Source organism: Terrabacter sp. AAH1 (assembly GCF_054456855.1).
Window position 1 is genome coordinate 138,599 of the sequence record NZ_JBTJJV010000001.1, and the last position, 17,670, is coordinate 156,268.

Annotated in this window: 16 protein-coding genes; 7 read left to right on the top strand and 9 right to left on the bottom strand. The window is 71.1% G+C overall.

Annotation, left to right across the window (positions count from 1 at the left end; all coding sequences use genetic code 11):
* Positions 1 to 2 precede the first annotated feature (2 nt).
* The 5 genes from treS to ACXR8F_RS00670 are packed head-to-tail and all read left to right on the top strand — an operon-like array spanning position 3 to position 7,585.
* Complete coding sequence (gene treS / locus ACXR8F_RS00650; RefSeq protein WP_045188488.1) at positions 3 to 1,709, top strand: maltose alpha-D-glucosyltransferase; 1,707 nt, start codon at positions 3 to 5, stop codon at positions 1,707 to 1,709.
* A complete protein-coding gene (locus tag ACXR8F_RS00655) occupies positions 1,709 to 3,136 on the top strand; it encodes a maltokinase N-terminal cap-like domain-containing protein (protein ID WP_458798356.1) in 1,428 nt (475 codons plus the stop codon). Before treS ends, ACXR8F_RS00655 begins: the two co-directional genes overlap by 1 nt.
* Positions 3,133 to 5,430 carry a 1,4-alpha-glucan branching protein GlgB gene (gene glgB / locus ACXR8F_RS00660; RefSeq protein ID WP_458798357.1) on the top strand — a complete coding sequence of 766 codons (2,298 nt, stop codon included), beginning with the start codon at positions 3,133 to 3,135 and terminating at the stop codon, positions 5,428 to 5,430. The genes ACXR8F_RS00655 and glgB overlap by 4 nt, the downstream gene beginning before the upstream one ends.
* Complete coding sequence (pgm, locus tag ACXR8F_RS00665) at positions 5,427 to 7,073, top strand: phosphoglucomutase (alpha-D-glucose-1,6-bisphosphate-dependent) (RefSeq protein ID WP_458798358.1); 1,647 nt, start codon at positions 5,427 to 5,429, stop codon at positions 7,071 to 7,073. The genes glgB and pgm overlap by 4 nt, the downstream gene beginning before the upstream one ends.
* The gene (locus ACXR8F_RS00670) at positions 7,070 to 7,585 is read left to right on the top strand and encodes a hypothetical protein (RefSeq protein ID WP_045188481.1); all 516 of its coding nucleotides are present in this window, start codon (positions 7,070 to 7,072) and stop codon (positions 7,583 to 7,585) included. Before pgm ends, ACXR8F_RS00670 begins: the two co-directional genes overlap by 4 nt.
* A gap of 109 nt (positions 7,586 to 7,694) precedes the next feature.
* Here ACXR8F_RS00670 and ACXR8F_RS00675 read toward each other — a convergent pair whose 3' ends face one another.
* The 7 genes from ACXR8F_RS00675 to ACXR8F_RS00705 form a co-directional block, all read right to left on the bottom strand.
* On the bottom strand, positions 7,695 to 8,645 hold the full coding sequence (locus tag ACXR8F_RS00675) for a co-chaperone YbbN (RefSeq protein WP_458798359.1): 951 nt from the start codon (positions 8,643 to 8,645) through the stop codon (positions 7,695 to 7,697).
* Between the two features lie 14 nt (positions 8,646 to 8,659).
* Complete coding sequence (locus tag ACXR8F_RS00680) at positions 8,660 to 9,646, bottom strand: hypothetical protein (protein ID WP_458798360.1); 987 nt, start codon at positions 9,644 to 9,646, stop codon at positions 8,660 to 8,662.
* Positions 9,647 to 9,889: 243 nt separating this feature from the next.
* Positions 9,890 to 10,414 carry an N-acetyltransferase family protein gene (locus ACXR8F_RS00685; protein WP_458798361.1) on the bottom strand — a complete coding sequence of 175 codons (525 nt, stop codon included), beginning with the start codon at positions 10,412 to 10,414 and terminating at the stop codon, positions 9,890 to 9,892.
* Positions 10,407 to 10,721, bottom strand: coding sequence for a thiamine-binding protein (locus ACXR8F_RS00690; RefSeq protein WP_458798362.1), 315 nt, complete (start codon positions 10,719 to 10,721; stop codon positions 10,407 to 10,409). Before ACXR8F_RS00690 ends, ACXR8F_RS00685 begins: the two co-directional genes overlap by 8 nt.
* An 89-nt stretch (positions 10,722 to 10,810) precedes the next feature.
* Positions 10,811 to 11,818 (bottom strand): GNAT family N-acetyltransferase, encoded by a 1,008-nt coding sequence (locus tag ACXR8F_RS00695; protein WP_458798363.1) that lies wholly within the window; start codon positions 11,816 to 11,818, stop codon positions 10,811 to 10,813.
* A gap of 154 nt (positions 11,819 to 11,972) precedes the next feature.
* Positions 11,973 to 12,938 carry a methylmalonyl Co-A mutase-associated GTPase MeaB gene (gene meaB, locus ACXR8F_RS00700; protein ID WP_045188467.1) on the bottom strand — a complete coding sequence of 322 codons (966 nt, stop codon included), beginning with the start codon at positions 12,936 to 12,938 and terminating at the stop codon, positions 11,973 to 11,975.
* Positions 12,939 to 12,959: 21 nt separating this feature from the next.
* On the bottom strand, positions 12,960 to 14,165 hold the full coding sequence (locus tag ACXR8F_RS00705; RefSeq protein ID WP_045188465.1) for an acetyl-CoA C-acetyltransferase: 1,206 nt from the start codon (positions 14,163 to 14,165) through the stop codon (positions 12,960 to 12,962).
* A gap of 136 nt (positions 14,166 to 14,301) precedes the next feature.
* On the opposite strand from ACXR8F_RS00705, the gene mce reads away from it, so the two are divergent.
* Entirely contained in the window at positions 14,302 to 14,742 is a 441-nt protein-coding gene (gene mce, locus ACXR8F_RS00710) for a methylmalonyl-CoA epimerase (RefSeq protein WP_045188463.1), read from the top strand.
* Between the two features lie 10 nt (positions 14,743 to 14,752).
* On the opposite strand, the gene ACXR8F_RS00715 is transcribed toward mce, so the two are convergent.
* A complete protein-coding gene (locus tag ACXR8F_RS00715) occupies positions 14,753 to 15,592 on the bottom strand; it encodes a polysaccharide deacetylase family protein (RefSeq protein WP_458798364.1) in 840 nt (279 codons plus the stop codon).
* A 185-nt stretch (positions 15,593 to 15,777) separates the two neighbouring features.
* On the opposite strand from ACXR8F_RS00715, the gene ccrA reads away from it, so the two are divergent.
* Positions 15,778 to 17,118 carry a crotonyl-CoA carboxylase/reductase gene (gene ccrA, locus ACXR8F_RS00720; protein WP_458798365.1) on the top strand — a complete coding sequence of 447 codons (1,341 nt, stop codon included), beginning with the start codon at positions 15,778 to 15,780 and terminating at the stop codon, positions 17,116 to 17,118.
* A 92-nt stretch (positions 17,119 to 17,210) separates the two neighbouring features.
* Here ccrA and ACXR8F_RS00725 read toward each other — a convergent pair whose 3' ends face one another.
* Positions 17,211 to 17,642: an SRPBCC family protein gene (locus tag ACXR8F_RS00725; protein ID WP_458798366.1), complete on the bottom strand. Its 432-nt coding sequence runs from the start codon at positions 17,640 to 17,642 to the stop codon at positions 17,211 to 17,213.
* Positions 17,643 to 17,670 lie beyond the last annotated feature (28 nt).

The following is a 17,670-nucleotide window of genomic DNA, read 5'->3' on the forward strand; positions in this document are numbered from 1 at the left end:
ACATGCAGGGACTCAACCTCTCCCAGCCGGGGCTCAAGCACGACCCCCAGTGGTTCAAGAAGGCGGTCTTCTACGAGGTGCTCGTGCGGGCCTTCGCCGACAGCAAGGGCGTCGGGGCGGGTGACTTCACGGGACTGATCCAGCGGCTCGACTACCTGCAGTGGCTCGGGGTCGACTGCCTGTGGCTGCCGCCGTTCTACGCCTCCCCGCTGCGCGACGGCGGCTACGACATCTCCGACTACAAGGCCGTGCTGCCCGAGTTCGGCACGCTGCCCGAGTTCACCGAGCTCGTCTCGCAGGCGCACGCGCGCGGCATCCGCATCGTCACCGACCTCGTCATGAACCACACGAGCGACCAGCACCCGTGGTTCCAGGCCAGCCGCGCCGAGCCCGACGGTCCCTACGGCGACTTCTACGTCTGGTCCGACACGGACGACGGCTACGACGACGCGCGCATCATCTTCGTCGACACCGAGGTCTCGAACTGGACCTTCGACCCGGTGCGCCGACAGTTCTTCTGGCACCGCTTCTTCAGCCACCAGCCCGACCTCAACTTCGAGAACGAGGCCGTGCAGGAGGCGATGTTCGACATCGTGCGCTTCTGGATGGACCTCGGCATCGACGGCTTCCGCCTCGACGCCGTGCCGTACCTCTTCGAGGAGGAGGGCACCAACTGCGAGAACCTCCCCCGCACGCACGAGTTCCTGGCGCGGCTGCGGGCCATGGTCGACAAGGAGTACCCCGGGCGGATCCTGCTCGCGGAGGCCAACCAGCCGCCGGCAGAGGTCGTCGACTACTTCGGCTCGGAGGAGTCGCCGGAGTGCCAGATGTGCTTCCACTTCCCCGTCATGCCGCGGCTCTACTACTCGCTGCGCGAGGAGAAGGCGAAGCCGATCATCGACGTCCTCGCCGACACCCCCGCCATCCCGGGCGGCACGCAGTGGGGCACGTTCCTGCGCAACCACGACGAGCTGACGCTCGAGATGGTGACGCCCGAGGAGCGTGCCGCGATGTACGGCTGGTACGCCCCCGACCCGCGGATGCGCGCCAACGTCGGCATCCGCCGCCGCCTCGCTCCCCTGCTCGACAACAGCCGCCCGGAGATCGAGCTCATCCACGCGCTCGTGCTCTCGCTGCCTGGCTCGCCCTGCCTCTACTACGGCGACGAGATCGGCATGGGCGACAACATCTGGCTCAACGACCGCGACGCCGTGCGCACGCCGATGCAGTGGACCCCCGACCGCAACGCCGGCTTCTCCAACGTCGACCCCGGCAAGCTCTACCTGCCGGTCATCAGCAGCCTCGTCTACCACTACAACAACGTCAACGTCGAGGCGCAGATGGCCTCCTCGGCCTCGCTGCTGCACTGGGTCCGGGGCATGCTGCAGGTGCGCGGCCGCCACCCGGTCTTCGGGCTCGGCGCCTTCGACGTGGTCGATGCCGACAACGACGCGATCCTCGCCTTCACCCGGGTGCTCACCGGCGACGCCGACCACGCCGACGAGGCGGTGCTGTGCGTCAACAACCTGTCGAGCCGCCCGCAGGCCGCCACCATCCAGCTGCCCGAGCACCTGTCGGGACGCCAGCTCATCGACCTGTTCGGCGGTCAGGGTTTCCCGTGGGTCGCCAACGACGGCCGCGTCACGCTGACGCTGGGCTCACGCGACTTCTTCTGGTTGCAGCTGCGCGGCGGAGAGGACAACGGCTGATGGCCATCGTGCACAAGGGCGCGACGATCGTGCCCACCAAGACCGAGATCGTCACCGAGTGGATGCCGCGCCAGCGGTGGTACCACGGCAAGGGCCACGTGCCGCAGCTGCGTCGCGTCGGGGGCTTCCGCTTCGAGGATCCCGAGGGCGAGGTCGGGTGCGAGACGCTGCTGCTCGCCGACGAGGCCGTGACACCGGCCGTGGTCTACCAGGTGCCGCTCACCTACCGGAACGCGCCGCTCGAGGGCGCGGAGCACGCGCTGCTCGGCACGATGGAGCACAGCGTCCTCGGCACGCGCTGGGTCTACGACGGGCCGCACGACCCCGTCTACGTCTCGCAGCTCATGGCGACGATCCTCGGGTCCGGGGTCGCCGACGAGGCCCAGGCCTCGGTCGGCAGCAACGCCCTCGCCGAGGGCTCGAGCACCGGCCAGGTCGACGGTTCGGTCTCCTCGTCGTCGGTGCTCAGCGGCGAGCAGTCCAACACCTCGATCATCTGCCGCATGGCGGCCCCCGACGGCGGGCCGGCCGAGCCGCTCATCGTCAAGGTCTTCCGCACCGTGCAGGACGGCGACAACCCCGACGTCGTCGTGCAGTCGGCGCTCACCCGCGAGGGCTCCGACCGCGTGCCCATGGCGGTCGGACACCTGGCAGGAGCGTGGGACTCTCCTGCGGACGGCTCCGCGCAGCAGGGGCACCTCGCCTTCGCGCAGGAGTTCATCCCCGGCGTCGAGGACGCCTGGCGCGTGGCGCTCGTCGCAGCCGCCTCGGGAGCCGACTTCACCGCGCGCGCCCGTGACCTCGGTGTCGTCACGGCGCAGATCCACACGGCCCTCGCCCACGCTCTCGGCACCTCCGAGGTCACTCCCGAGTCGCGGGACGCGCTCGTCACCTCGATGCGACACCGGTATGCCGCCGCGGCCGCCCTCGTGCCCGAGCTCTCCTCCCATTCGGCCGCGGTCGACCGCATCGCGCAGTCGGTGCGTGACGTGCGCTGGCCCCCGCTCCAGCGGATCCACGGCGACTACCACCTCGGCCAGGTGCTCGACGTCCCCGAACGTGGCTGGGTGGCACTCGACTTCGAGGGAGAGCCGCTGCGCCCCCTGGCCGAACGGACGCAGCCCGACCTCACGGCGCGCGACGTCGCCGGCATGCTCCGCTCGTTCGACTACGCGGCCGGCTCTGTGGCGCTGGCGGAGTCACCGGTCGACGCGTCGGCCTGGGCCGCCGCCTGCCGACGGGCGTTCCTCGACGGATACGCCTCCGTCGCGGGCGAGCCCGACGCCGACGCGGTCGCCCTCACCCGTGCGCTCGAGCTCGACAAGGCGCTGTACGAGGTCGTCTACGAAGCCCGCAACCGCCCGTCCTGGCTGCCGATCCCGCTCGGCGCGGTCGAGCGGCTCATCACCCCGGAAGGCACGCCATGAGCAGCCACACGTCCCACGGACCCTCGCTCGACGAGGCCGCCATCACGGCCTTCGTCCACGGCCGCAACGGCCAGCCCCACGACCTGCTGGGGCACCATGTCGGTCCCGGAGGGCTGACCATCACGGCGTTCCGGCCCTTCGCCACGCGCGTGGCGGCTCGCCTCGACTCGGGCGACCGGGTCGAGCTGCAGCACGTGCGCGACGGCATCTGGTCGATGACCTCGCCCGACTTCGGCTCGACGCACGACTACCGCCTGCTCGTCGAGTACGGCGACGGCGTCGAGCACGAGCAGGACGACCCCTACCGCTTCGCGCCCACGCTGGGCGAGATCGACCGCCACCTCATCAACGAGGGACGCCACGAGCAGCTGTGGACCGTCCTCGGGGCCCACGTGCGCCACTACCCGGGTCCGCTGGGCGACGTCTGGGGCGTGTCGTTCGCCGTCTGGGCTCCGCGGGCCAAGGCGGTGCACGTCATCGGTGACTTCAACGACTGGGACCGGCGCTCGCACCCGATGCGGGCGCTCGGCGAGAGCGGCATCTGGGAGCTCTTCCTGCCGGGCGCGAGCGAGGGGATGAACTACCAGTTCGCCGTGCGCGGCCCCGACGAGCTCGTGCGGCTCAAGAGCGACCCCATGGCGCGGATGACCGAGGTCGCCCCGAAGCAGGCGGCCATCGTCACCGAGAGCCACTACCACTGGGGCGACGACGCCTGGATGGAGCACCGCCGCACCTCGAACGCCCACCAGGGGCCCATGAGCATCTACGAGGTGCACCTCGGCTCCTGGCGCCAGGACCTCGGCTACCGCGGCCTCGCCGAGCACCTCGTCAACTACGTGCGCGACCTCGGCTTCACCCACGTCGAGTTCCTGCCCGTCATGGAGCACCCGTACGTCCCCTCGTGGGGCTATCACGTCACGGGCTACTACGCGCCGAGCTCCCGGTGGGGCCGGCCCGACGACTTCCGCTACCTCGTCGACGAGCTGCACAAGGCCGGCATCGGCGTGCTGCTCGACTGGGTGCCCGGCCACTTCGCCACCGACGAGTGGGCGCTGGCGCGCTTCGACGGCCTCCCGCTCTACGAGCACCCCGACCCGCGGCTGGGATGGCACCCCGAGTGGGGCTCCAACATCTTCGACTACGGCCGACCCGAGGTGCGCAACTTCCTCGTCGCCAACGCCATCTACTGGCTCGAGGAGTTCCACATCGACGGCCTGCGCGTCGACGGCGTCGCCTCGATGCTCTACCTCGACTACGCCCGCGACGCGGGCGCCTGGGTGCCCAACAAGCACGGCGGGCGCGAGAACCTCGAGGCCGTCGAGCTGCTCAAGGAGACGAACGCGACCGCGTACAAGCGCGTCGGTGGCATCGTCACCATCGCCGAGGAGTCGACGACGTGGCCCGGCGTCACGAAGCCGACGAACCACGGCGGGCTCGGCTTCGGCTTCAAGTGGAACATGGGCTGGATGAACGACTCGCTGAAGTACCTCGGCGAGGAGCCCATCTACCGCAAGTACCACCACGGCAAGCTCACGTTCTCGCTGATGTACGCCTTCGACGAGAACTTCGTGCTGCCGATCAGCCACGACGAGGTCGTCCACGGCAAGGGCTCGCTGCTGCGCAAGTCGCGCGGCCCGCGCGAGGAGCAGGTGGCGACGCTGCGCGCGTTCCTCGCCTACCTCTGGTGCCACCCGGGCAAGCAGCTGCTCTTCATGGGCTGCGAGTTCGGCCAGGAGTCCGAGTGGTCGGAGGGCCGCAGTCTGGACTGGTGGTTGCTCGAGCAGCCCCTGCACTACCGCGTGCACAACCTCGTGAAGGACCTCAACGGCATCTATCGAGGCAACCGGGCCCTCTGGGAGCTGGACGCCGACCCGAGCGGCTTCGAGTGGCTCGAGGCCGACGACGCCGACCACAACACCTTCTCGTGGCTTCGCTTCGGCCGGGGTGACCGGGCGACCGGCGCCCCCGTCGTCGCCTGCGTCATGAACTTCAGCGGCGAGACGCAGCAGTCCTACCGCATCGGGCTGCCCCGTGGAGGCCGCTGGACGGTCGTGCTCGACACGGCCGGATACCACCCCGACGCCCCCAGCAGCGCCGGCATCGTCGTCGAGGCCCGAGCGGAGCCGTGGCACCAGCAGCCGTATGCCGCGGACCTGACGGTCCCCCGGCTGTCCACCGTCTGGCTCGTCCCGGTCGACGGGCCCACCTCGGCTGCGTCGGCCACCATCACCGGGACGGTCGGCTCCGATCCGACCACCGCCCAGCCCACGACGACGAACGGAGACCCCTCATGACCCACCCGCGCGCCGGCAAGCCGGCACAGGCCGAGGACCTCGTCGACGTCGACGCCCTCATCGGCGCGTACTACGACCGGCACCCCGACGTCGACGACCCCGACCAGCAGGTCGCCTTCGGCACGTCGGGGCACCGCGGGTCGAGCCTGCGCACGGCGTTCAACGAGGACCACATCCTCGCGACGACCCAGGCCATCGTCGACTACCGCGTGTCGCAGGGTTTCGACGGGCCGCTCTTCATCGGGCGCGACACCCACGGCCTCTCCGAGCCGGCCTGGCGCTCGGCGCTCGAGGTGCTCGTCGCCAACGGAGTCCGGGTGCTCGTCGACGACCGGGACGGCTTCACCCCGACTCCGGCCGTCTCCCACGCGATCCTCCGCGCCAACCACGGGAAGCCTTCAGGCGCAAGCGGTCTCGCCGACGGCATCGTCGTCACGCCGTCCCACAACCCGCCTGCCGACGGCGGGTTCAAGTACAACCCGCCGCACGGTGGCCCGGCCGACACCGACGCCACCTCCGTCATCGCGGCCCGGGCCAACGACCTCGTGCGTGGCGGCCTCAAGGACGTCAAGCGGGTCGCGTTCGAGAAGGCCCGGGGCGAAGCCGGCGCCTACGACTTCATGGGCACCTACGTCGACGACCTGCCCAACGTCGTCGACCTCGCGAAGATCCGCGAGGCCGGCGTCCGCATCGGCGCAGACCCGCTCGGCGGGGCCTCCGTCGCCTACTGGGGCGAGATCGGCGAGCGCCACGGCCTCGACCTCACCGTCGTCAACCCGCGGGTCGACCCGCAGTGGGCCTTCATGACGCTCGACTGGGACGGCAAGATCCGGATGGACTGCTCCTCCCCCTCGGCCATGGCCTCGCTCATCGGCAACAAGGACGCCTACGACCTCTCCACCGGCAACGACGCCGATGCCGACCGGCACGGCATCGTCACGCCCGACGCCGGCCTCATGAACCCCAACCACTACCTCGCCGTGGCGATCCAGTACCTCTACGGCGGCGCCCGGCCCGGCTGGGGCGCCGGCACGGCCATCGGCAAGACGCTCGTGTCGAGCTCGATGATCGACCGCGTCGCCTCCGACCTCGGGCGCCCCCTGCTCGAGGTCCCGGTCGGCTTCAAGTGGTTCGTGCCCGGGCTGCTCGACGGCACGGTCGGCTTCGGCGGCGAGGAGTCGGCGGGCGCGAGCTTCCTCCGGTTCGACGGCACCGTGTGGTCCACCGACAAGGACGGCATCCTCTTGGCGCTGCTCGCCTCCGAGATCCTCGCAGCCACCGGGCGCACCCCGAGCCAGCACTACGCCGAGCTGACCGCCCGGCACGGCGACCCGGCATACGCCCGCATCGACGCAGCGGCGTCGCGTGAGGAGAAGGCCAAGCTCGGCGCCCTCTCCCCCGACGACGTGAGCGCCGAAACCCTTGCGGGAGAGTCGATCACGGGCAAGCTGACCGCAGCGCCCGGCAACGGCGCGAAGATCGGCGGCCTCAAGGTGACCACCGACAGCGCCTGGTTCGCAGCTCGGCCCTCGGGCACCGAGGACGTCTACAAGATCTACGCCGAGTCGTTCCAGGGCGCCGAGCACCTCGCCCGCGTCCAGGCGGAGGCGAAGGACGTCGTGTCGGCGGCACTCGGCGGATGACGGCTTCCGTCCCCGAGCCGGCCGGCACCCCCGGCCGGCTCGTGCTCGTCACGGGCGCCGACGCGTCGAGCCTGGGCCGGCTGGGTCGCGCCATCGGCGAACGGCTGGGCAGCTCGGTCGTCGTCGACGGCCAGGTGCTCGACGCCATGCTCGTCGAGGCCGCCCAAGGCGACTCCGGCGGCGAGCTCACGGCCGTCGGACTGATTCGGCGCCAGCTGCTGCGCTGGTCGGCCGGCCTCGCGCTGGCGGAGACCTACCTCATCGAGGGCTACGACGTCGTCGTCGTCGACCGGGTCGAGGGTGACCGCCTGGAGGACTACCTCGACCTGGCGGCGCCGGCCCCGGTGCACCTCGTGGTCGTCGGCACCGGCATCGACCCGTCGACGCCGGGATGGGGGCTGTGGGTGACGACGCCGCCCGACACCGACGACGCGGAGTCGCTCGCGGGCACCGCCGCCGAGGTGGTCGAGCGCCTCGCCGAGTCGGTGGTCGACACCGCCACCACCGACTGACGACCGGGCGACCACCCGTCACCTCTCGATCGAGAGAACGCTCCGTCACCCTTCGACGGACGCAAGGAGCGGTCCGCCCCGAGGGACGGACCGCTCCTGCGCGAACACGTCAGAAGAGGGCGCTCATGAGCGACTTGCGGGCCCTGGCCACGCGCTCGTCGGCCGAGCCCACGACCTCGAAGAGCTCCACGAGGTGCTCGCGGGCCTTGTTGCGGTCGGCGTCCGCCGTGACTCGCACCGTGTCGATGAGGCGCACGAAGGCGTCCTCGACGTGACCTCCGAGCAGGTCGAGGTCGGCGACGAGGATCTGGGCGTCGACGTCGGCCGGGGCGGCGGCCGCTGCGGCACGAGCGGCTTGGAGGTCGACGTCCTGCGTGCGCTGCATGAGGCCGACCTGCGCGAGCCCGACCTTCGCGTCGACGTCGGCGGGACTCTGCAGGAGCGCCTCGCGGTAGGCGTCGGCGGCTCCCTCGAGGTCACCCGCCTCGATGGCGTCGAAAGCCTTTTGGTGCAGCGGCGGCAGCGGCGGCTCCTCGTCGACGTCGCCGGCGCCGTCCGACGGCTGCGCACCGTCGACCGCGACCGTGCCGGTCACCCCGTGCTGCGCGGCGAGAGCAAGCACCTGGTCGATCACGGCGGTGACCTGGTCGTCGGGCTGCACGCCCTCGAAGAGCGGCACGGGCTGACCCTGCACGAACGCGAAGGAGACCGGGACCGCCTGCACCTGGAAGGCCTGCAGGATGGTCGGGTTCGCGTCGACGTCGACCGTCACGAGCTGGAAGCGCCCAGCGTAGCGGCGGGCGATGGCGCCGAACGTCGCGACGAAGTCGGCCGACTCCTGCAGCCGCGGCGACCACAGCACCATGACGACCGGGTGGGTCGCCGAGGCTGCGAGCACATCGCGGATCGAGGCGTCAGTGCCCTCGACGACGAGGGAGGCAGCGTCCGCGGAGGTGGAGCCCGCGCCTGATGCGGGGCCACCCTGCGGGGCCGGACGCTTCAGCGAGGACAGGTCGACGGCACCGCGAAGTGCTGCTGCGGTGAATGGCTGGTGACTCATAGATCAATCCTGCCTCACCGACCCGAGCCGGCGACGAGCTGGTCCGAGGCGGCGACGATGCGGGCCTGTCCAGTCGCGGGGATGACGATGGCGACGACCTCGTTGGAGGTGAGGTCGGCCTCGGTGGTGATCTGCTTGATGCCGGTGAGGAGCGTGAGGTCCTTGGCCGGGGTGAGCTTGACCGGCGTGCGCATCGCGATGGTGTCGTGGCGCACGAGGTGGCCGAAGACGATCGCGCCGTTGCCGTCCTTGAGGCGCAGGCCGCCGATGACGCCCTTCGGCTCGTGGTCCTGGGTGAAGGCGCCCTGGTTCTTCAGGGCCTGCGACTGTGCGTTCGCGGACTGGCGCAGCTGCTCCGAGAGCGGGTCGGCGGCCAGCACCTTCGCCGCGGTCGGCTTCGGGAACTTCACCGAGGCGGCGAACGCTGCCAGGACGTCGTCGGGCGAGGCGACGAGGCCCTTGCCCTCGGCGACCGCGGCCGAACCGTCGCTCGTCGGGTCGAGCGCGTCGAGCTTCGCGTCGGGCAGCATCGGCGTCACGGCTGCGGCCTTGAACGCGCCACCGGCGTCGCCGACGAGGAGCACGAGCACGGCCGCGCCGGTCTTCTTGAGGGTCGTCTGGGCGAGGATCTGGCGCGGCTTGTCACCCTCGCGGGAGATCCCGAGCACCTTGACGCCCGTCGTGGCGAGCTCTGCCTCGGCCTTCTCCGCCGCCGTTCGACCGGGGAGGGTCTTCGCGTACGCGTTCGCCGACTCGAGAGCGACACCTGCGAAGGCCTTGTCGCGGGCTGCGGCTCCGCCGGCCGACGCGTCGAGCGACGCGGATGCGGCGGCCGCCACTGCCGAGGACGCGGTGGTCGCGGCGGCGTCAGGCGCCACCACGGGGGTCGCCGACACGCCGGTGCCGTCGGTGCCGTCGTCGGCGTTGCCGGTGCACGCCGAGAGCAGCGCGGTGGACGCGAGCACGGCGGCCATGGCACGTCGGATCGCAGGGCGGGGCATGGGTGAGCCTTTCGATGGTGCAGAGGGGATGCGGCCGAGGAGCCTCGACCGCGCCCCACGATACGGCGCAGGGCACCCGCAGCCCCAATCCGCCGAAAGGCGCGTCGCCGGACAATGACGGACAATCCGGGCGCGATTCGTGCGGGGTGACGCAAATTACCGGCCGGTTGGCCCTGTCGCCGTTTGTCCCCAGATGACCGCTGTGCGTCCCCCCGCCGCCGGCCGCGACCGACGGGATCGGACTCAGCCGAGCCGCATCGTGGGACTCGCCCGCCTCACCAGCCGCATCTCGGGGGCGCCGGTGGCCGGGTGCTGGTCGCGGCCGCCCTCGTCGACGAAGCCGCGCCGGGTGTAGAAGGCCCTCGCCCGGGCGTTGTCCTCGAGCACCCAGAGGGTCGCGTCACGGTCGTCGAGGAGCTCGTCGAGGAGCCGGTCCGCGACGCCGGTGCCCCGCGCGGCGGCGGCCAGGTTCACGGCATACAGCTCCCACTCGGTGGGTGCGTCGTCGTCGCGGCTCGGCCCGGCACTGCCGAAGCCCGCGAGCCGCCCCCTCTCGTCCACCACCACGAGGGTGCGCGCCGGGGCGTCAGGGGGCTGGCCGGCGACAGCACGCCAGCGGTCGGCGGACCGCTCGTCGCTGAGACCGGCGAGGTAGTCGTCGGGCATGATCCCCGAGTACGCGTCGCGCCAGACGGCGATGTGCACCCGCCCCAGCTCGTCGCAGTCATCGAGCGCGAGCGGCCTCAGCTGCCAGCGGTGCTCACTCATCTCGCTGACGGTCGAGAGCATCCTCGAGCCGCTCGAGCTTGCCGTCGAGCTCGCCCGTGAAGCCGGGCCGGATGTCCGCCTTGAGCACGAGACCGACACGCGGTGAGCTCTGCGCCAGCACGTCGCAGCACTGCTTCACGACAGCCATGCACTCGTCCCACTCCCCTTCGATCGTCGTGAACATGGCGTCCGTGCGGTGCGGCAGCCCTGAGTCACGGACGACGCGGATGGCACGGGCGACGGCCTCGGACACCGATCCGGTGTCGTCGGCCGCGACGGTGGGGGCGACGGAGAAGGCGATCAGCATGGCCTCACCGTATGCCGCCCGCACCGTCGCGCCGGAGTCACCCCACCCGTCTCCCGACCGTCGTCACCCCTGCGTCGCCCTGCCGGGAGTCAGAACGCCTTCTTCACCGACAGCGCCTCTTCGATGATCTCGAAGCCGAGGTCCTTGTTGATCTGGACCATCCACGGGTTCTGCTCGTCGTTCATCGTCTGGACCGACCGACGGTCCGGCGCGATGCGCGCCAGCTCGTCGAGGTTGGCGACCTTGACGGCCATGCCGAGGCGGTGACCACGGAACTCGGGCAGCACCAACGTTCCCCACTGGAACACCACGTCGGGATCGCCCGCCGGGACCGACAGGTCGGTGTAGGCGGCCACGACGCCCGTGGCCCGGTGCACGGCGACGGCCGTCACCATCCGGCGTCCCAGGTCGCGCTGGTGCTCGAGCATCGTCTGGTAGTCGTCGACCGTCATCGACTCCGGCTCGAACTCGACGTCACCCGTGGGCGCGTCGAGGATGAGCCGGTTGGAGGCGTCGCACACGCCCTGGCGCAGGTGCTCCGGCACCCCGTCGACGTGGACGCTCAGCTCGAACTCATCACCCATGGCCTCGGCCGAGCGCCGACGGTGCTCGGCGAGCACGTACGCCGGGACGGGCAGCGGGAGGGAGCGCACGATCTCGACGCTCGACACGGCATACCCACGCCTGAGGGCGAACTCGCGGTCGGCGTGCGACTCGCGGTCGCCGACGGGCACGTAGACCTCGGTCAGGAGCATGTCGCGGCCGGCGGCACGTGCCCGCTCCTCCGTCCACTCGAGCAGGGCCGAGCCGATGCCGCGGCCCCGGTGCTCCGGGTCGACCGCGAGGTCGTTCCAGCACTTGTCGAGGTTGTCGCGCTCGGGGAAGAAGACGCGCGTCCAGCCGACGGGTGAGCCGTCGACGACGGCGACGGCCCCCTCCTCGCGCTCCCCCGGGAACGAGAAGCGCACCATCTTGAGGAACTCGTCCTCGGAGCGCTGGATCGGCTGCACGCGGGAGACCGCCTCGCTGCGGGTCGCGACGCCGAAGAGCCCTTTGAGCATGACGTCGTCGTCACGGTCGAGCGGGATGATGTCCATGTCTCGACGGTGACACCGGGGCTCCCCCGCCGACAACGGGTTTTCGTGTGCCGCCGCCCTCGTCCTCCTGCCCCCCCGCAGTGACGCGTCCCCAAGGCACACACGAACTCCGCGGGATGCCTGGCGGTCGAGCAGGGTCGTGTCCGACGCGCGGTCAGGAGCCGAGCTGCTCCACCAGACGGTCCGCGGCGGCATACGGGTCGGTGGTGCCGGCAAGCACCTCGCGGGCCAGCGCCAGCACGCTGTCGCGACCGCCGAGGTCACCGAGCCGCGAGCGGAGCGTCGCGAGCGCGATGGTCTCGATCTCGTCGGCGGCGCGCCGCTCCCGACGCCGCGCGAGCTCACCGTTCTCCTCGACGTGGGCGCGGTGCTTGTCGAGCGCCTCCATTACCTCGTCGATGCCGACACCTTGTGCCGCAACGGTTTTCACGACCGGTGGCCGCCACAGGCCCGGCTCGGTGCGGTCGCCGAGCGAGATCATGTGCCGCAGGTCGCGCACGGTCGCGTCGGCACCGTCCCGGTCGGCCTTGTTGACGACGAAGACGTCGCCGATCTCGAGGATGCCGGCCTTGGCGGCCTGGATGCCGTCGCCCATGCCGGGCGCGAGCAGCACGATCGAGGTGTCGGCGAGCCCGGCGATCTCGACCTCGGACTGGCCGACGCCGACCGTCTCCACGAGCACGACGTCGCACCCCGCTGCGTCGAGCACCCGGATGGCCTGCGGCGTGGTCCAGGAGAGACCGCCGAGGTGTCCTCGGGAGGCCATCGACCGGATGTAGACCTCGGGGTCGAGGACGTGGTCCTGCATGCGGATGCGGTCGCCGAGCAGCGCCCCGCCCGAGAAGGGCGACGACGGGTCGACCGCGAGCACCCCGACCCGCAGACGTCGCTCGCGGAACGCCCCGACGAGCGCCGTGGTCGTCGTCGACTTGCCCACGCCGGGCGAGCCCGTGAGACCGATGACCCACGCCGAACCCGCATGTGGCGCAAGGGCGGCCATCACCTCACGCAGCGCCGGGTGGCCGTCCTCGACGAGGGAGATGAGACGCGCCACGGCGCGCGGCGAACCCGCCCTGGCCGACTCGACCAGGGCGGGGACGTCGACGGGTCGGCGCGCCACGCGGCTACGGATGGGCGGTTGTCAGGCGGACGCGGGAACGCGGACGATGAGCGCGTCGCCCTGGCCGCCACCGCCGCAGAGGGCGGCTGCACCGACGCCACCACCACGACGCCCCAGCTCGAGCGCGAGGTGCAGGGCGATGCGGGCACCGGACATGCCGATCGGGTGGCCCAGCGCGATCGCGCCGCCGTTGACGTTGACCTTGTCCACGTCGATCCCGAGCTCCTTGGCGGAGGCCAGACCGACCGCCGCGAAAGCCTCGTTGATCTCGACGAGGTCGAGGTCGGCGGGCGTGATGCCCTCCTTCTCGCAGGCGCGGGCGATGGCGCGGGCGGGCTGCTGCTGCAGGGTCGAGTCGGGACCGGCGACGACACCGTGGGCACCGATCTCGGCGATCCACGAGAGGCCGAGCTCCTCCGCCTTCGCCTTGCTCATGACGACGACCGCGGCGGCGCCGTCGGAGATCTGCGAGGCCGAGCCGGCCGTGATGGTGCCGTCCTTGCTGAACGCCGGGCGCAGGCCGGCGAGCGAGGCAGCGGTCGTGTCGGCGCGGATTCCCTCGTCGTTCTTGAACTCGACCGGGTCACCCTTGCGCTGCGGGATCGAGACGGGGACGACCTCGTCGTCGAAGAGGCCGTCCTTCCAGGCCTTGGCGGCGAGCTGGTGCGAGCGGGCCGAGAACTCGTCCTGCTCCTCGCGCGTGAAGGCCTGCGACCCGGTGTTGGCCTGCTCGGTGAGCAGCCCCATCGCCTGGTCGGTGAAGGCGTCCCACAGACCGTCGTAGGCCATGTGGTCGCGCATCGTCACGTCGCCGTACTTGTAGCCCTCGCGCGACTTCGTCATGAGGTGCGGCGCGTTGGTCATCGACTCCTGGCCGCCGGCGACGACGACGTCGAACTCGCCGGCGCGGATGAGCTGGTCGGCCATGGCGATGGCGTTGATGCCGGAGAGGCAGACCTTGTTGATGGTGAGGGCCGGGACGGTCATCGGGATGCCGGCGGCGTGCGCGGCCTGGCGGGCCGGGATCTGGCCGGCGCCGGCCTGCAGCACCTGGCCCATGATGACGTACTCGACCTGCTCGGGGGCCACGCCCGCCTTCTCGAGGGCGCCCTTGATGGCGATGCCACCGAGGTCCGATCCGGAGAAGTCCTTGAGCGAGCCGAGCAGCCGACCCATGGGGGTGCGGGCGCCCGCGACGATCACGGAGGTGGGACGGTCAGCAGTCATGGGTGAAGCCTCTTCCGACGTCATTGGGGATGTCCGCGTCAACTCTAGTCGCGCTCCCCGAGGGCCCCGGACGAGCATGACCAAGCGCACACGGCATACGGCGGCCGTATGCCGTGGGGCGTCCTACGTTGGGACCATGAGCGCGACTCCCGACCCCCTGTTCACCCACATCGACCACGTCGGCATCGCCGTGCCCGACCTCGACGCGGCCATCGCGTTCTACGAGGGCACCTACGGCATGCGGATGCTCCATGAGGAGACGAACGAGGAGCAGGGCGTGCGCGAGGCGATGATGGCGGTCGGCGACTCCGGGTCGTGCATCCAGCTGCTCGCACCGCTCTCGCCCGAGTCGACGATCGCGAAGTTCCTCGACCGCAGCGGTCCCGGCATGCAGCAGCTCGCGTACCGCGTCACCGACATCGAGGCCGTGTGCGAGACCCTGCGGGAGCGCGGGATGCGCCTGCTCTACGACACCCCCAAGCGCGGCACGAGCAACAGCCGGGTCAACTTCATCCACCCGAAGGACGCCGGCGGCGTGCTCGTCGAGCTCGTCGAGCCGGCGGCGGACGGTCACTGACCCGAGACGGTCAGTGCGGCGTGCCGGCCGCGACGAGGTCCTGGACCGGCACGCCGAGCAGCCCCCTGCGGCGCAGGCTCTCGAGCAGGGAGGGCAGCGCCGCCAGGGTGCCTGAGCGGTCGATGTCCTGGGGGTTGGCCCCGACGACGCGGCCGCCGTCGTGCGCGAGCAGCACGTCACCGGCCCGAAGCCCCTCCCCGACCTCGGTGCCGGCCGCGAACGGGCCGTCGTGCAGCGCCGACTCCAGACAGGCCGTCCAGAAGACCGACCGCAGCCCCAGGTCGCTCGTGCACCGGGCGACCGTCCGCGACGTCCAGCCGCGGGGCGGGCGCACCAGCTCGCCGCCGGCGGGGTCGTGGGCCATCACGGCGGCGCGGCCGCGCGTGAGCTGGTCGGCCACCGCAGCCGCCTCGATGCGGTCGAGCCAGAGGTGGTCGTGCGTGTGGTTCGAGAGGCGGTGCCCCTCGGCGACGATCCTGCGCGCCAGGTCGGGGTGGGCCTCGACGTTGCTGCCCACGGCGAAGAACGTGGCCCGGCACCCGTACGCGCGGAGCACGTCGAGCACGCCGGGCGTCCACCTCGGGTCGGGACCGTCGTCGAAGGTGAGGGCCACCCACGGCCGCGACGTGCGCACGCGGGTGATGCCGTGCGGGTCGACGTCGCGGCGCAGGGCCGGGCTGTCCGTCTCGTGCCCGGGGCCGCCAGGGTGCAGCGCCTCGTCGACCCGGGGCCAGGCGAGCAGGGCGCAGAGGCCGGCGACACCGGTCATGACCGACCGCCGGGAGACGGCCGAGAAGGCGTCGGCCCGGGGCCCCTCGTGGGAGCGTCCGGGGTGCTGGGCCTGTGACACGGCGACAGTGTGGCCGAGCGCGGGCGGCCGCGGGCCGGAACGCGCGAAGACGCGAAGATCGGCTCGTGACTCAGGTCACCTGTGGTGGGAGTCTCAGAAGTACTCACCAGTACTCGAGGCGTCGCTACGTTCGCTGCAGCAGGCACAGCCAGCCCACCAATGACGCTGCGACGTAAGGACCTTCAATGCAGGCCATCCGCGACGCCATCCTCTCCGGCGACCGCACCCAGGAGACCTACGCGAACCTCGAGATCCCCGGGACCTACCGGGGCGCCACGGTCCACAAGGACGAGGTAGGGATGTTCGAGGGGATCGCCACGCGCGACAAGGACCCCCGCAAGTCGCTGCACATCGACGAGGTGCCGGTGCCGGAGCTCGCGCCCGGCGAGGCCCTCGTGGCCGTGATGGCGAGCGCCATCAACTACAACACCGTCTGGACCTCGATCTTCGAGCCCGTGTCGACGTTCGGTTTCCTCGAGCGCTACGGCCGCATGTCGGAGTTCGCCAAGCGCCACGACCTCCCGTACCACGTCGTCGGCTCCGACCTCGCCGGCGTCATCCTGCGCACGGGCCCCGGCGTCACGAAGTGGAAGCCGGGCACCGAGGTCGTCGCCCACTGCCTCTCGGTCGAGCTCGAGGACGCCGAGGGCCACGACGACACGATGATGGACCCGCAGCAGCGCATCTGGGGCTTCGAGACGAACTTCGGTGGCCTCGCCGAGCTGGCCGTCGTCAAGGCGAACCAGCTCATGCCGAAGCCCGCGCACCTCTCGTGGGAGGAGGCCGCCTCCCCCGGACTGGTGAACTCGACGGCCTACCGCCAGCTCATCAGCAAGAACGGCGCGGCGATGAAGCTCGGCGACCGCGTGCTCATCTGGGGCGCGTCGGGTGGTCTCGGCTCGTACGCCACCCAGATGGCCCTCGCCGGCGGCGCCACCCCGATCTGCGTCGTCTCCTCGCCCGAGAAGGCCGAGATCTGCCGCGCCATGGGTGCCGAGCTGATCATCGATCGCAACGCCGAGGGCTACCGGTTCTGGAACGACGAGGGCACGGAGCAGAACCCGCGCGAGTGGCAGCGACTGGGCAAGAGGATCCGCGAGCTCACCGGCGGCTACGACGTCGACATCGTCTTCGAGCACCCGGGCCGCGAGACGTTCGGTGCGAGCGTCTACGTCGCGCGCAAGGGCGGCACCATCGTCACCTGTGCGTCGACGTCGGGCTACATGCACGAGTACGACAACCGCTACCTCTGGATGAACCTCAAGCGGATCGTCAGCTCTCACTTCGCCAACTACCGCGAGGCGTGGGAGGCCAACGAGCTCATCAACCGTGGTCTCATCCACCCGACGCTCTCCAAGACCTACACGCTCGACGAGGTCGGCCAGGCCGCGCTCGACGTGCACCGGAACGCCCACCAGGGCAAGGTCGGCGTGCTGACGCTCGCCCCCGAGCCCGGCCTCGGCGTCACCGACCCCGAGAAGCGCGCCGGCTTCGAGAAGGCCATCAACCGCTTCGCCGACCAGTAGCCCCATCCGTCACACGGACCGAGGGCCGGCCCACCGTCGCGGTGGGCCGGCCCTCGTCGTCGTCCAGGGCATGCGCGCACGGGCGCTGCTCGTCAGCGTGACTCGAGGACCCGTGTCAGCTGCTCCTCGGTGTCGTTCGCGAGCTTCTCGAAGACGAGCTTCATCGCCGGTGACGCGAGGTTGGCGAGCCCGTGCATGTCGAGGTCGGCGTGGTAGGTGATCTCGCTCCCCTCACCCGACGGCACCACGGTGATCGTGTCGGTGGACGTCGCGCTGTCGTTGCGGCCCACCAGCACCACCCGTGAGTCGGTGAGCTCGGTCAGCTCGTACTCGAGCTCGGTGGTCACTCCGGCGATCTTCGAGACGTTGTGCCAGCGAGCCCCCACTGCGACGGGCCCGTCCCCGACCCGGGTGCACGACTCGGTGCCAGGGTCCCACTCCTCGGCGTTGGCGAAGTCCTTCAGGTAGTCGATGACGGCGGCGGGTTCGCGGCGGACGGTGAAGCTCCGGGTGACGCTGGGCATGGTTTCTCCTCGTCAGGTCGGGTGCACA

Bases quoted from the DNA above. Each gene is read 5' to 3' on its own strand.
- treS (WP_045188488.1), top strand. From the start codon at position 3: ATGCAGGGACTCAACCTCTCCCAGCCGGGGCTCAAGCACGACCCCCAG.
- ACXR8F_RS00655 (WP_458798356.1), top strand. From the start codon at position 1,709: ATGGCCATCGTGCACAAGGGCGCGACGATCGTGCCCACCAAGACCGAG.
- glgB (WP_458798357.1), top strand. From the start codon at position 3,133: ATGAGCAGCCACACGTCCCACGGACCCTCGCTCGACGAGGCCGCCATC.
- pgm (WP_458798358.1), top strand. From the start codon at position 5,427: ATGACCCACCCGCGCGCCGGCAAGCCGGCACAGGCCGAGGACCTCGTC.
- ACXR8F_RS00670 (WP_045188481.1), top strand. From the start codon at position 7,070: ATGACGGCTTCCGTCCCCGAGCCGGCCGGCACCCCCGGCCGGCTCGTG.
- ACXR8F_RS00675 (WP_458798359.1), bottom strand. From the start codon at position 8,645: ATGAGTCACCAGCCATTCACCGCAGCAGCACTTCGCGGTGCCGTCGAC.
- ACXR8F_RS00680 (WP_458798360.1), bottom strand. From the start codon at position 9,646: ATGCCCCGCCCTGCGATCCGACGTGCCATGGCCGCCGTGCTCGCGTCC.
- ACXR8F_RS00685 (WP_458798361.1), bottom strand. From the start codon at position 10,414: ATGAGTGAGCACCGCTGGCAGCTGAGGCCGCTCGCGCTCGATGACTGC.
- ACXR8F_RS00690 (WP_458798362.1), bottom strand. From the start codon at position 10,721: ATGCTGATCGCCTTCTCCGTCGCCCCCACCGTCGCGGCCGACGACACC.
- ACXR8F_RS00695 (WP_458798363.1), bottom strand. From the start codon at position 11,818: ATGGACATCATCCCGCTCGACCGTGACGACGACGTCATGCTCAAAGGG.
- ACXR8F_RS00705 (WP_045188465.1), bottom strand. From the start codon at position 14,165: ATGACTGCTGACCGTCCCACCTCCGTGATCGTCGCGGGCGCCCGCACC.
- mce (WP_045188463.1), top strand. From the start codon at position 14,302: ATGAGCGCGACTCCCGACCCCCTGTTCACCCACATCGACCACGTCGGC.
- ccrA (WP_458798365.1), top strand. From the start codon at position 15,778: ATGCAGGCCATCCGCGACGCCATCCTCTCCGGCGACCGCACCCAGGAG.
- ACXR8F_RS00725 (WP_458798366.1), bottom strand. From the start codon at position 17,642: ATGCCCAGCGTCACCCGGAGCTTCACCGTCCGCCGCGAACCCGCCGCC.